Source organism: Dactylosporangium vinaceum (assembly GCF_019904175.1).
GTDB classification, from domain to species: domain Bacteria; phylum Actinomycetota; class Actinomycetes; order Mycobacteriales; family Micromonosporaceae; genus Dactylosporangium; species Dactylosporangium vinaceum.
On the sequence record NZ_CP061913.1, the window covers coordinates 4,267,307 to 4,279,944 of the forward strand.

Here is a 12,638-nt window from a genome sequence, read left to right on the forward strand (position 1 = left end):
TCCCTCGGCAGTCGCCTCCGGTGTGCTGGCCGACTTCGCACCTGGTCGTCGCGCCACGGTGCTCGGGATGACCGCCGACGCGCCGCCGGCGGTCGCGCGGCGCCTCGAGGATCTCGGGCTGACCAGTGGCACGACGGTGGAGGTCGTGCGGCGGGCTCCGCTGCGTGATCCGGTCGTCTATCGAGTGAAGGACTACGAGCTCTGCCTGCGCCGGGCGCAGGCGGCGTGCGTACTGGCCCTGGAGATCGCGTGACGGAGCCGGGGTGCCACGGCGCCGGCGGCGCGGCACCGGTCACCGGCGGGTTGCCGCGCGTCGCGCTGGCCGGGAGCCCGAACGCCGGCAAGACCAGCATCTTCAATGCCCTGACCGGCCTGAACGCCAAGACCGGCAACTATCCGGGGGTGACGGTTTCCCGGTTCGTCGGCACGAGCCGCACCGGCGGGCGGCGCTACCTGATCGAGGACCTGCCGGGCGCCTACAGCCTGGAGCCGATCAGCCCGGACGAGCAGGTCATGGTCGACGTGCTCGACGGGCGGCTGGCCGGCGAAGCGCCACCGGACGCGCTGCTGGTCATGGCCGACGCCACGACCCTGCGCCGCTCGCTGCGGTTTGTCGCGCAGGTGCTCGGCCGGGGCCTGCCCACCTGTGTGGTCGTGACGTTCACCGACGAGCTGTCGGCCCGCGCCGGCCACCTCGACGTCGAGGCCTTCGAGCAGGCGCTCGGCGTGCCGGTGGTGGCCGTGATCGGTAACCGCGGCCGGGGCATCGACCGGCTGCGTGAGCGCCTCGACGAGTGGCGCTCCTGGCCGGTCCCGGCGATCCCGCCGCCGACGGTCGCGGCCGAGTTCGACGCGTGGGCCGAGTCGGTGCTGGCCTTCGCCGGCTACCGGGCGCCCGATCGGCACCGGATCACCCAGCGGGTCGATGCGGTGCTGCTGCACCCGCTCTGGGGCACGCTGGTGTTCTTCGCCGTGATGGTGGCGTTCTTCCAGATCCTCTTCGGCCTCACCGCGCCGTTGCAGGGGTACGTCGAGACGTTCTTCGGCTGGCTGTCCGCCCTCGCCACCGAGCGGATCGGCAGCGCGTGGCTCGCCGGGCTGCTGGGCGAGGCGATCATCGGCGGGGTCGGCGCGGTGCTCGTCTTCGTACCGCAGATCATGCTGCTGTTCCTGCTGATCGCGCTGCTCGAAGGCGTCGGATACATGTCCCGGGCGGCGTTCCTCATGGACCGGGTGATGGCCAAAGCCGGCCTGGAAGGCCGCGCGTTCGTGGCGCTGCTGTCCTCGTTCGCGTGTGCGATCCCGGGGATCATGGCGACCCGGACGCTGCCGTCGGCCCGTGACCGGCTGGCCACGATGATGGCCGCGCCGCTCATGACCTGCTCGGCCCGCCTGCCGGTGTACGTGCTGCTGATCGGTCTGCTGGTGAGCCCGGCGGCGCGCATCGGGCCGTTCGGGGCGCAGGGCCTGGTCATGTTCGCCCTGTACCTGCTGGGTGCGGTGTCGGCGATGCTCGCCGCCTGGGCGTTCAAGAAACTTGGCGACCGCCGCGGCCCGATGATGCCGTTCTACATGGAGATGCCGCCCTACCGGCTGCCGTCCGTACGCAGCGTGCTGACGACCATGTGGCACTCGGCCCGCTCATTCCTGCGCAAGTGCACCACCATCATCGCGATGACGACGCTCGCGCTGTGGCTGCTGCTCAACCTGCCGCTGCACTCGCCGGCGGAGCTGCGCTCGCACGGTGTCGATGCGAGCGATCGCACGGCCGTGTCCGCGTACACCGCCGATCACAGCTACGCCGCGGGCATCGGCCGGATCGTCGAACCGGTCTTCGCGCCGCTGGGCTTCGACTGGCGGATCAACATCGGCATCCTGTCCGCGCAGGCCGCCCGCGAAACGTTCGTCGCGACACTCGGGCAGGTGGCCGCGGCCGAGAACCCCGACGACCCGGCCCAGACGCTGCGGGCGATGACCCGCGACGACGGCCCGCACGCCGGCCAGCCGGTCTTCACGCCACCGACGATCGCCGCCCTGCTGGTGTACTTCGCCTTCGCGCTGCAGTGCATGGCCACCGTCGGGATCATGCGGCGCGAGACCGGCGGCTGGAAATGGCCGGCGATCGCCTTCACCTACCTCACCGGGCTCGCCTGGCTGATGGCGTACCTCGCGCACACGCTCACCGCGCTGGCCTGGTCGCCGTGATGATCCCGATGCATCCCCAGTCGTGCCCCGGCCGGCCGGACCGGCTGCGGTGGATCGTCGCCGGCGACGTCCTGGCCTTCACCGGACCCGCCGCGGGCGTGCCGGAGCCGCTCGCCACCCTCCTCACCGACGGCACGCTCGCCGAGGTGCGGCTCGAGGCCGGCGCCGTCGTGACGGTGCTCGGACCCGGCCGGGACTGGGCATGCGACGGCGCCCGGGTCCGCTCCGCGCTGCACACCGCGCTGGCCGACCGCGACGCCTGGGTCCCGATCGACGCGGCGCCCGAGCCCGACGCCGGGCTGCACGCGGCCGCCCGGGAGCTCATCGACGGCCCGGTCGGCGACCTCGCCCGCTCCCATGGCGGCAGCATCGCCCTGGTCGACGCGCGGGACGGCGTGGTCACGGTCCGCCTCGCCGGCGCCTGCCACGGCTGCCCGGCCGCCGAGTCCACACTGCGCCACCAGCTGGAGGACCAGCTCCGTCGCCGGTGCCCGGACCTACGAGCCGTCACGGCCGAAGGGCCGCCCCGGCCGGACCCGGCCGACGGCGACGCCAGGCCCTGGCGCCGCGTACTCACCCTCATCCGGCGCTGAGCCGGCGGCAGACAACGCGGCACTGTCCTACAGCGCCCAACCGGCGTGCGCGTGCCACGGGCTGTTCTCGTCGCCGATGACGGCATGCGACGGCCAGCCGCCTTCAATGACGACCAGTCTGGTGCCGGCGTTGCCCGCCACATCGGCGCGCAGCACCAGCACATGCAGCGTCGCCGTCTGGCCCGGGTCCAGCCGCTCGTCGAGTCCGGCGACCACCAGCGGTCGGCGGCCGGGCTCGAGGTAGGCCTGCGCAGCATCCGGGCGCTGGGCCCGGCCACGGCCGGCGTTGCGCACCAGCAGGGTCACATCTCGGCCGTCCGCGGCCGGCGTGGCCGATGCGACAGTCACGCACCAGTCATCGAAGCATTTCCACTCACCGTGGGCCAGGGTGCGGGGTCGGCTGGCGGCGCCGGCAGCGACCAGCGCGGCGGCGTACGTGCCGACCAGCGCCACGCACGCGGACCCGAGCCGCACCGCCGAGCGGGTGCGGCCGCGCAGCGCGGCGACCAGCGTGACGATCATGAGGACCGCCGCGCCGAGTGCGGTCAGGATCAACAGCAGAGCGGTCACGGCAGAAGCCTCGCTTCCGGTCGACTCACCGAACCGTACGACATCGACAGCCGGACGGCGGGGTCGTTGCGCAGCATGCCGAGCAGGGTGAGCGTGGCAGGCAGATCGATGCTGTCGACTGTAGGCAGGAGTGCATGGGCCGGCCGCTGCTCAAGCCTGGTCATGCGCCTGGCTGTCCGGTCGTCTCCAGGGCGGTGCCGGCGCGGGCGAAGCGTTCAGCGGCGTGCGGCACGAACTCCGCCGGCATGCCGGGGCCGGTGTCGTGGACGGTGAGCCGTACCCACCCGTCCGCGGTGGCGGTGGCGACGGTGATCGGCGGGGTGCCGTGGCGCAGAGCGTTGTCCAGCAGGTTGGTGGCGATCCGCTCGAGACGGGCCGGGTCGATGCGGACGGCGGGCACGGGTCCGAGATCGATGCGCAGCATGCCGTCGGTGAGGCCGGCGGCATGGCGGTGGCGCTGCACGATCGGCGCAAGGGTGCCCGGGAGGTCGGCCGGTGGGGTGGACGGGGTGGGGCCGGGCTGGACGTCGACGGCCAGGAGCGTGTCGGCGAGCGTGATGAGCGCCGTGGTGTCGGTGGCGGCGGCGCGCAGTGCTGCCTCGAGTTCGGCGGCGAGGAGGGTGAGCGGGGTGCGCAGTTCGTGGCTGGCGTCGCTGATGAACCGGCGCTCCCGCTGCAGGGCCGTGTCCAGCGCGGCGAGCATGTCGTTGAGGGTGCGGCCGAGGCGGGTCAGCTCGTCGTCGCCGGGCGCGATGTCGAGGCGGATGCCGGCGGCGCCGCCGGCGATACGCGCGGCCTGGGCACGATAGCGCTCCACCGGGTCGAGGGCGGCGCGGGCAAGGCGGTAGCCGACGACCGAGGCCACGGCCAGGGCCGCGAGGTTGGCCAGGGCGAGCTGGGCGATGAGCTCGCGCAGGGCCTCGTCGCGCTGATCGCGGCGGACGGCGACGACCACGACCGCCGGCTGCCCCGCGGCGCCCGTAGCGCCGGGAGGCAGCGGGGTGGCCAGCACCCGCAGCGGTTCGGTGCTGATCGGCAGCAGGGTGCCGCGGTCGGTGCGGACCGCTGTGTTTCGGGCGGCGGCGACCTGGGTGGCGGTGAGCAGCGGACGCCCGGTGAGGCCGGGGCCGGCCTGCAGCACTGTGCCGGCGGGGTCGAGGATCTGGTAGAGGCCGCCGGAGACGACGGCGGGGTTGCGGGGGCCCAGGGTACCGTCGTGCTGGGCGGCGGTGACCGCGGCGTGCTCGGCGGTGAGGTCGGCGTCGAGGCGCCGGTCGAGGGCATACCGCACCCGCAGATAGACGAACGCACCGGCGCCGGTGAGCACCACGAGCATGGCCGCGGCGAACCCGGCGATCAGCCGCACCCGCAAAGGCAGCCGCCGCCACCGCACCGCCATGTCAGCCACCGTCCGGACGGAGTCGGTAGCCGGCGCCGCGGAGGGTCTCGATGGCGTGCCGGCCGAACGGTTGTCGACCTTCCCGCGCAGGTTGGCGATGTAGACGTCGATGACGTTGGAGCGCAGGTCGGTCTCGCCGTCCCACACCTCGTCCAGGATCTGGTACCGGGTGACGCACTGCCCGGCCCGGGCCATCAGCAGGGCGAGGATGTCGAACTCCCGGGCCGACACGTCGATCTCGACGCCGCCGCGGGCGACCCGCCGGGTCGCGGGATCCAGGACGAGATCACCGGCGGTGAGCACGGCCGCGGCTGCATCGGCGGTGCGCCGGTGCAGCGCGCGGAGCCGGGCCAGGAGCTCGTCGAAGGAGAACGGTTTGGTGAGGTGGTCGTCGGCGCCGGCGGCCCGTCCAAGCTCGTCGGCCTGGCCACCATCACCGACACCCACGGCAACGACGTCACCAACCCGGTGTTCGAGCTCGACGGCGCCTTCGACCCCGACAGCTGAACGCTCCGCCACCAGCACCAGCACCAACGCCGGCCGCCCAGGCTCCGCGCCGGATCGGCGCCTCGCCCCGGCTCGGTCCAGCAGGCTAGCGGCCAGGTCGCCCATCGGTGCGGATCGCCGGAGGATGGCCTCCAGCCGCACCGGCGAGGTCGCCGAGGAGAGAACCTGCCACGGCGCATCCGGCGGCTGACCGCCGCGGCCGCGCCGTGCCGCGGCCGGCGCCGGCGGCAGCGGTCGCGGGCTGCGTGACCGTATGCTGCCGGGGTGGACCGCAGCGGGACGTCGATGATGGCCGCGATGCTCGGCGCGGTCGAGGACGCGGCACCGGTCGACGCGGTTGAGGCGATCACGCGTGAGGTGGCCAAGTCCCTCGACGCGCGGTCGGTGTCGTTCCTCATCGCCGATCTGGGCGGGCGGGCCCTGGTCCGGCTCACTCACGCGCCGGGTGGCGCGGTGGACGGCCCGGGGGACCGGCGGGGCGGCAACGAGGTCGCGACTGTACTGTCGCTGGACGGTGGACCCGCGGAGGAGGCGCTGCGGGCGCAGTCTCCGCAGGTACGGCGGGTCGATGGCGGTTGGACCGTGTGGGCGCCGGTGACGGAACGCGGCGAGGTTCTGGGGCTACTCGAGATAGTCCTCCCGGTCGAACCGGACCAGCAGGCAGTGCGAGAGCTCGGCCGGGTCGCGCACCTGCTCGGCTTCGTCGTCATCGCCAACCGGCGGCACACAGACTTGTTCGAGTGGGGCCAGCGCACCACGCCGTTCAACCTGTCGGCGGAGATCCAGCGCCGGCTGCTGCCCGCCGCGTTCACCTGCGAGGCGGGCGCGTTCACGCTGTCGGGCTGGTTGGAGCCGGCGGCCAGCATCGGCGGGGACACCTTCGACTACTCCCTGGCCCGCGACGTACTGCACTTCAGCGTCACCGATGCCATGGGACACGGCGTGGCCAGCGCCCTGACCGCCACCCTCGGGGTCGGGAGCCTGCGCAACACCCGCCGCCGCGGCCACAGCCTGGTGGAGCAGGCCGACGCCGCGAACGCCGCGATCACCGAGTACGCCGGCGCCGCGAGCACGTTCCTCACCGCCGTGCTGGGCCGCATCGACCTGCGCACCGGCACGTGCACGCTGCTCAACGCCGGGCACCTCCCGCCGCTGCTGGTCCGCGCCGGCCGGGTCGAGCCTCTGGACCTTCCGCGCTGTTTCCCGCTGGGGATGCTGCCCGATGTCACGTTCCAGACAAGGTCCGTGGCGCTGCAGGCGGGGGACCGCCTGGTGATCGTGACCGACGGGATGCGGGAACGCGGCGCGGCCCGGCTCGACCTGCACGCCGAGCTGCTGCACGTCGCCGAGCTGCACCCGCGGGAAGCGACCCGCGCGCTGGCCGATGCGGTCCTGCGGGTGGCCGGCCCGGTCCTCGCCGACGACGCCACGCTGCTGATCATCGACTGGTACGACGAACACGGACGGGAACGGCGCAGCAGTGCAGGCGCCGAGCAGGCGCGCACCAGCGCCGCCCGGTCCGGCTGAGCGGGCCCGGCGGCCGCGGCGCGGTGGCGTGGCGACCGCCAGATGACGAGCCGCGGGTCGCCGAGCAGGGCTTGCAACAGCCCGGCCGGCAGGCGCAGCAGGGTCGTCTTGCCGGTCCGGTTGGCGCCGAGCAGGCCGAACATGCCGCCGCACACGTCGAGGTCCAGGTTGTCAAGGGCACGCTTGCCTCGCCGGTAGCGCATTGTCACGCCACGTACCGCGGCGCACCGGGCGTGCCGGCGGCGGCCGAGGATGGAAGGGCGCTGATCCGGGGGAGTCCGGTTCCCCCGGATCAGCGCTTCATCTACGCGGCTTCCACACTGAACCGTTCACGGTCGGTGTCGATCGCGACGATCCTGACCGATACGCGAGCGTCGACCGGCCACACCTGCTGGTACGCCAGACCCGTGTGGCCGTCGGTCTCGACGAACGACCCGAACGGCACCTGCTTGGTGACCACGCCATCGACCACGTCACCGACCCGGTAGCGGGTCACAAACTCCTGCCAGCTCATATTTCACCTCCTTTCGTCACGAGCGGCGGATACACGTCTCGTGACGAAGGCGGGCTCCTCGCCCGCGCGGTGATCAAACGGCCGCCGGGAACCCGATCTGTGCACGGCTCATGGCCGACCCGGCAGTCATGAGCCCAGAGCTTACCGAACACGCCGCCCCCGGTCGATGTGGGCCGTGCACCGGTGCAGCCCCGCCATCGGCGACAGCGCATACCCGCCGCACGACTGCGATACGCCGACCCCGACCCGGCGCTCACGGGCAACCACGACTGCGACGGCAGACGAGGGTGCCGGGTGAGGGCCGTCAAGAGAGCATCAAGAAACGGGTGATGGGCGTAGAGATTCCATCAAGACACCTGGGCAGCGGACGCGGCTCGGTTTTCACTGGCAACGGGCCGGATGGAAGGCCCGCCGGGTGAGGTCGGAGCTGGAGGCCCACCTCGTGGCGATGGCCGTCTGCGTCGCCTCGGTCGGGGCAGGTGGCTCTACAACGACGGCTTCGCGTCGTCGTTTCAACGATGCAAGGAGGCAAGCCCCAGTGGCTGATGTGGTGTTCATGCTGCTGACGATCGCTGCGTTCGCGGTTCTCGGCCTGGCGGTGCGGGCGGTGGAGCGGCTGTGAACGCTGAGAACCTCGTCGGCCTCGTGCTCGCGGTCGCGCTGACCGGGTTCCTGGTCGCGGCCCTACTCTTCCCGGAGCGGTTCTGATGAGCTCTACCACGGCGGGCGTGCTGTTCATCGCCTCGCTGGTCGTCGCCCTCGTGCTGGTGTACCGGCCGTTCGGCGACTACATGTTCGCCGCGATCACCGCCCGGCGGCACCTGCGGGTCGAGCGCGTGCTCTACCGGACGGTCGGCGTCAACCCCGACGGCGAGCAGTCCTGGGGCGTGTACGCCCGCAGCGTGCTGGCGTTCTCCGCGGTGTCGATCCTGGTGCTGTACCTCTTCCAGCGCCTGCAGCACCACCTGTGGCTCAGTCTCGGCTTCGACCCGGTCAAGCCCGACCAGGCCTGGAACACGGCCGTCAGCTTCGTGACGAACACCAACTGGCAGTCGTACTCGGGCGAGTCGACGATGGGCCACCTCGTGCAGATGTCCGGCCTGGCGGTGCAGAACTTCGCTTCCGCTGCGGTCGGTATCGCCGTGGCGTTTGCGCTGGTACGCGGGTTCGCCCGGTCCAGGACGGATCAGCTGGGTAACTTCTGGGTCGACCTCATGCGGATCTGCGTGCGTATCCTGCTCCCGATCGCCGTGATCGGCACGGTCGTGTTCGTCGCCGCGGGTATGGTGCAGAACCTGTCCGGCGGCGCCGATGTCACCACACTGGCCGGTGGGTCGCAGCACATCACCGGCGGTCCGGTCGCGTCGCAGGAGATCATCAAGGAGCTCGGCACGAACGGCGGCGGGTTCTACAACGCCAACAGCGCCCACCCGTTCGAGAACCCGACGAGCTGGACCAACTGGCTCGAGGTCTTCCTGCTCCTGGTGATCCCGTTCTCGCTGCCGCGGGTGTTCGGCCGGATGGTCGGCGACCGGCGGCAGGGCTATGCGATCGCCGCGATCATGGCGATCCTCGCCCTGGGCAGCATCATCACGATCAACGCGCTGCAGCTGCACCACGGCGGGACGGTGCCAACGGCGGTCGGCGCCGCGACGGAGGGCACCGAGACCCGCTTCGGGGTGCCGCAGTCGGCGACGTTCGCCGCCGCGACCACGCTGACGTCCACCGGCGCGGTGGACTCCTTCCACGATTCGTACACCGCGCTCGGCGGCATGGTGACGATGCTGAACATGATGCTCGGCGAGGTGGCTCCCGGCGGCGTCGGCTCCGGGTTGTACGGCATGCTGGTCCTCGCCGTGATCACCGTGTTCGTGGCCGGGCTCATGGTGGGGCGGACCCCCGAGTACCTGGGCAAGAAGATCGGTTCCCGGGAGATCAAGTTCGCGTCGCTGTACCTGCTGACCACGCCGGCGCTCGTGCTGACCGGCACGGCGGTCGCGATGAGCTCCGCCACGGCGAGGGCATCGATGGCCAACCCCGGTGCCCACGGCCTGTCCGAGGTGCTGTACGCGTTCACGTCGGCGTCGAACAACAACGGCTCGGCATTCGCCGGCATCGGCGTCAACACGACCTTCTACAACACCGCGCTCGGGCTGTGCATGCTGCTGGGCCGGTTCCTGCCGATCATCTTCGTGCTCGGGCTCGCGGGCTCGCTCGCCAAGCAGCAGCCCGTACCCGAGTCGACCGGCACGCTGCGGACCTACCAACCCCTCTTCATCGGCATGGTCGTCGCCGTCACGGTCGTCGTCGTGCTGCTCACCTACCTGCCGGCCGTCGCGCTCGGCCCGCTTGCGGAAGGCATCCAATGACCACCCCGACCCCGCGCAGGATCGCCGGCGGGCTGCTCGACCCCGCCCAGCTGGGGCGTTCGACCCCGGACGCGCTGCGCAAACTCAACCCGGCAACGCTGTGGCGCAACCCGGTCATGTTCATCGTCGAGATCGGCTCGATCTTCACCACCGTCCTCGCCGTCATCCACCCGAGCGGCTTCGCCTGGACGATCACCGTGTGGCTGTGGCTGACCGTGATCTTCGCCAACCTCGCCGAGGCGGTCGCGGAGGGCCGGGGCAAGGCCCAAGCCGACACGCTGCGCCGGGCCAAGCAGGACACCATGGCGCGCCGGCTCGTGGGCGATGTCGAGGAGTCAGTGCCGGCGACCCAGCTGCAGCAGGGCGACGTCGTGATCGTCGAGGCCGGGCAGATCATCCCGGGTGACGGCGATGTCATCGAAGGCATCGCCTCGGTCGACGAGTCGGCGATCACCGGCGAGTCCGCGCCCGTCATCCGCGAGTCGGGCGGTGACCGGTCCGCGGTGACCGGCGGCACGAAGGTCCTGTCGGACCGGATCGTCGTACGGATCACCCAGAAGCCGGGGCAGTCGTTCATCGACCGGATGATCGCCCTGGTCGAGGGGGCCAACCGGCAGAAGACGCCGAACGAGATCGCGCTGAACATCCTGCTGGCCAGCCTGACCATCATCTTCCTGCTCGCCGTGGCGACGCTGCAGCCGCTCGCCATCTACTCCAAGGGCGTCCAGGCGTTCGCTCCGGACAGCGCCGCGCTCAACGGCGACGGGGTCACCGGCATCGTGCTGGTGTCCCTGCTGGTCTGCCTGATCCCCACGACGATCGGGGCGCTGCTCTCCGCGATCGGTATCGCCGGCATGGACCGCCTGGTGCAGCGCAACGTCCTGGCCATGTCGGGCCGCGCGGTCGAGGCCGCCGGGGACGTCAACACACTGCTGCTGGACAAGACCGGCACGATCACGCTGGGCAACCGGCAGGCCGGCGACCTGCTGCCCGTCGACGGCGTCAGCGTGCAGGAGCTCGCCGCAGCCGCGCAGCTGTCGTCGCTCGCCGATGAGACACCCGAAGGCCGCTCGATCGTCGTGTACGCCAAGGAGCGCCACGGCCTGCGCGAGCGCGACGTGTCCGGTGCGCAGTGGGTGCCGTTCACGGCCCAGACCCGCATGTCAGGCGTCGACATCGACGGCCGCGAGGTGCGCAAGGGCGCGGCGACGGCGGTCATGCAGTGGGTCCGCGAGCACGGCGGCCGGCCGACCGGGGAGGTCGGGGCCATTGTGGACGCCGTGTCGACCTCCGGCGGTACTCCGCTGGTGGTGGCCGAGCGGGTCGCCGGTGCGCCGGCCCGCACCCTCGGGGTCATCCACCTCAAGGACGTCGTGAAACAGGGCATGCGCGAGCGGTTCGAGGAGATGCGCCGGATGGGCATCCGCACGGTGATGATCACCGGCGACAACCCGCTCACCGCGAAGGCGATCGCCGAGGAGGCCGGCGTCGACGACTTCCTCGCCGAGGCGACGCCCGAGGACAAGATGGCCCTCATCAAGCGGGAGCAGGAGGGCGGCAAGCTCGTCGCGATGACGGGCGACGGCACCAACGACGCCCCCGCCCTGGCCCAGGCCGACGTCGGCGTGGCGATGAACACCGGCACGTCGGCCGCGAAAGAGGCCGGCAACATGGTCGACCTCGACTCCGACCCGACGAAGCTCATCGAGATCGTCGAGATCGGCAAGCAGCTGCTCATCACCCGCGGCGCGCTGACGACGTTCTCCATCGCCAACGACATCGCCAAGTACTTCGCGATCATCCCGGCCATGTTCGCCGCCCTGTACCCAGGTCTGGACGCGCTCAACGTGATGCGGCTGCACTCGCCGACCTCGGCGATCCTGTCCGCCGTCGTCTTCAACGCCCTGGTCATCGTCGCGCTCATCCCACTGGCGCTGCGCGGGGTGCGCTACCGGCCCGGCCCGGCCGCCGCAATGCTGCGCCGCAACCTGCTCGTCTACGGCGTCGGCGGCGTCATCGTGCCGTTCATCGGCATCAAGCTCATCGACCTCATCATCATGACCATCCCGGGGATTTCCTGATGCGACTCCCGTCCTGGCTCGCCCAGCACCTCGCCGCCCTGCGCGCGCTCATCGTCCTCACCGCCATCCTCGGCCTGGCCTACCCGCTCGCCATGGTCGCCGCCGCCCGGATACCGGGCCTGGCCGGGCACGCGGACGGCTCGCTGCTGGCCCGCAATGGCAACAACGTCGGCAGTGCGCTGATCGGGCAGTCGTTCACCGACGCCGACGGCAACCCCCTCAAGCAGTACTTCCAGTCCCGCCCGTCCGCCGCCGGCGACGGCTACGATCCGACCTCGACCTCGGCCGGCAATCTGGGCCCGGAGAACGTCGTCGACACGCTGCCCGACCCGAACGTCAAGGATGACGCCGGCAAGCCGAGCCTGCTCACGCAGGTGTGCGCCCGCAGCAAGGCCGTCGGCGACCTGGAAGGGGTCGACGGATCGCGGCCGTACTGCACCGCGGGCGGAGTCGGTGCTGTCCTCGCCGTCTATCACCGGGACGGCTCGACCGGTCCGGTCACCCGTGCGGTAAGCGTCAACGAGGCGTGCCCGGCAGCGCCGTTCGTCACGACCTGGCAGGGCGTCACCGTGGAGTGCGCCAAGCCCGGCGACGACTACACCGGCGGGGTCACCACGCCGGTGCGCGGCACTGCCCCGGACAAGCCGGCCGTGCCCGCCGACGCGGTCACCGCCAGCGGCAGCGGCCTCGACCCGCACATCAGCCCCGCCTACGCCAACCTCCAGCTGCCCCGGGTCGCGGCGGCGCGCGGCCTGTCCGAGGCGGCGGTGCGCAAGCTCGTGGAGGAGCACACAGTCGGCCGTACGCTGGGCTTCATCGGCGAGCCGGCGGTCAACGTCCTGGAACTGAACCTCGCCCTGGATCGGAGCTGAC

At 71.8% G+C, this 12,638-nt stretch carries 14 protein-coding genes; 10 read left to right on the forward strand and 4 right to left on the reverse strand.

Annotation, left to right across the window (positions count from 1 at the left end; genetic code table 11):
• Positions 1–67: 67 nt before the first annotated feature.
• The 3 genes from Dvina_RS18885 to Dvina_RS18895 are packed head-to-tail and all read left to right on the forward strand — an operon-like array spanning position 68 to position 2,798.
• On the forward strand, positions 68–253 hold the full coding sequence (locus Dvina_RS18885) for a FeoA family protein (RefSeq protein WP_246656307.1): 186 nt from the start codon (positions 68–70) through the stop codon (positions 251–253).
• On the forward strand, positions 250–2,205 hold the full coding sequence (gene feoB / locus Dvina_RS18890; protein ID WP_223103785.1) for a ferrous iron transporter B: 1,956 nt from the start codon (positions 250–252) through the stop codon (positions 2,203–2,205). Before Dvina_RS18885 ends, feoB begins: the two co-directional genes overlap by 4 nt.
• Complete coding sequence (locus tag Dvina_RS18895) at positions 2,205–2,798, forward strand: NifU family protein (protein WP_223103786.1); 594 nt, start codon at positions 2,205–2,207, stop codon at positions 2,796–2,798. The genes feoB and Dvina_RS18895 overlap by 1 nt, the downstream gene beginning before the upstream one ends.
• Positions 2,799–2,825: 27 nt before the next feature.
• On the opposite strand, the gene Dvina_RS18900 is transcribed toward Dvina_RS18895, so the two are convergent.
• From Dvina_RS18900 to Dvina_RS18910, 3 genes are read right to left on the reverse strand one after another with little or no spacing between them, the layout of a single operon-like run.
• Entirely contained in the window at positions 2,826–3,368 is a 543-nt protein-coding gene (locus Dvina_RS18900) for a hypothetical protein (protein ID WP_223103787.1), read from the reverse strand.
• A complete protein-coding gene (locus Dvina_RS18905; RefSeq protein WP_223103788.1) occupies positions 3,365–3,532 on the reverse strand; it encodes a hypothetical protein in 168 nt (55 codons plus the stop codon). The genes Dvina_RS18900 and Dvina_RS18905 overlap by 4 nt, the downstream gene beginning before the upstream one ends.
• On the reverse strand, positions 3,529–5,070 hold the full coding sequence (locus tag Dvina_RS18910) for a winged helix-turn-helix domain-containing protein (RefSeq protein WP_223103789.1): 1,542 nt from the start codon (positions 5,068–5,070) through the stop codon (positions 3,529–3,531). Before Dvina_RS18910 ends, Dvina_RS18905 begins: the two co-directional genes overlap by 4 nt.
• 27 nt (positions 5,071–5,097) lie before the next feature.
• Between Dvina_RS18910 and Dvina_RS18915 the strand changes: the two genes are divergently transcribed.
• Together Dvina_RS18915 and Dvina_RS18920 are read left to right on the forward strand one after the other, a co-directional pair.
• The gene (locus tag Dvina_RS18915; RefSeq protein ID WP_223103790.1) at positions 5,098–5,274 is read left to right on the forward strand and encodes a hypothetical protein; all 177 of its coding nucleotides are present in this window, start codon (positions 5,098–5,100) and stop codon (positions 5,272–5,274) included.
• Positions 5,275–5,538: 264 nt separating this feature from the next.
• Positions 5,539–6,801, forward strand: a complete 1,263-nt coding sequence (locus Dvina_RS18920) for a PP2C family protein-serine/threonine phosphatase (protein WP_246656308.1) — start codon at positions 5,539–5,541, stop codon at positions 6,799–6,801.
• A 304-nt stretch (positions 6,802–7,105) separates the two neighbouring features.
• Here Dvina_RS18920 and Dvina_RS18925 read toward each other — a convergent pair whose 3' ends face one another.
• The gene (locus Dvina_RS18925; protein ID WP_223103791.1) at positions 7,106–7,315 is read right to left on the reverse strand and encodes a S1 RNA-binding domain-containing protein; all 210 of its coding nucleotides are present in this window, start codon (positions 7,313–7,315) and stop codon (positions 7,106–7,108) included.
• Between the two features lie 442 nt (positions 7,316–7,757).
• Between Dvina_RS18925 and Dvina_RS18930 the strand changes: the two genes are divergently transcribed.
• From Dvina_RS18930 to Dvina_RS18950, 5 genes are read left to right on the forward strand one after another with little or no spacing between them, the layout of a single operon-like run.
• Complete coding sequence (locus tag Dvina_RS18930; protein ID WP_223103792.1) at positions 7,758–7,937, forward strand: hypothetical protein; 180 nt, start codon at positions 7,758–7,760, stop codon at positions 7,935–7,937.
• On the forward strand, positions 7,934–8,023 hold the full coding sequence (kdpF, locus tag Dvina_RS18935; RefSeq protein WP_063745760.1) for a K(+)-transporting ATPase subunit F: 90 nt from the start codon (positions 7,934–7,936) through the stop codon (positions 8,021–8,023). The genes Dvina_RS18930 and kdpF overlap by 4 nt, the downstream gene beginning before the upstream one ends.
• Positions 8,023–9,684: a potassium-transporting ATPase subunit KdpA gene (gene kdpA, locus Dvina_RS18940; RefSeq protein WP_223103793.1), complete on the forward strand. Its 1,662-nt coding sequence runs from the start codon at positions 8,023–8,025 to the stop codon at positions 9,682–9,684. Before kdpF ends, kdpA begins: the two co-directional genes overlap by 1 nt.
• Positions 9,681–11,765: a potassium-transporting ATPase subunit KdpB gene (kdpB, locus tag Dvina_RS18945; RefSeq protein WP_223103794.1), complete on the forward strand. Its 2,085-nt coding sequence runs from the start codon at positions 9,681–9,683 to the stop codon at positions 11,763–11,765. Before kdpA ends, kdpB begins: the two co-directional genes overlap by 4 nt.
• Entirely contained in the window at positions 11,765–12,637 is an 873-nt protein-coding gene (locus Dvina_RS18950; protein ID WP_223103795.1) for a potassium-transporting ATPase subunit C, read from the forward strand. Before kdpB ends, Dvina_RS18950 begins: the two co-directional genes overlap by 1 nt.
• Position 12,638: the final 1 nt, after the last annotated feature.

Coding starts and splice junctions, on each gene's coding strand:
- Dvina_RS18885 (WP_246656307.1), top strand. CDS start 68: ATGACCGCCGACGCGCCGCCGGCGGTCGCGCGGCGCCTCGAGGATCTC.
- Dvina_RS18895 (WP_223103786.1), top strand. CDS start 2,205: ATGATCCCGATGCATCCCCAGTCGTGCCCCGGCCGGCCGGACCGGCTG.
- Dvina_RS18905 (WP_223103788.1), bottom strand. CDS start 3,532: ATGACCAGGCTTGAGCAGCGGCCGGCCCATGCACTCCTGCCTACAGTC.
- Dvina_RS18925 (WP_223103791.1), bottom strand. CDS start 7,315: ATGAGCTGGCAGGAGTTTGTGACCCGCTACCGGGTCGGTGACGTGGTC.
- kdpA (WP_223103793.1), top strand. CDS start 8,023: ATGAGCTCTACCACGGCGGGCGTGCTGTTCATCGCCTCGCTGGTCGTC.
- kdpB (WP_223103794.1), top strand. CDS start 9,681: ATGACCACCCCGACCCCGCGCAGGATCGCCGGCGGGCTGCTCGACCCC.
- Dvina_RS18950 (WP_223103795.1), top strand. CDS start 11,765: ATGCGACTCCCGTCCTGGCTCGCCCAGCACCTCGCCGCCCTGCGCGCG.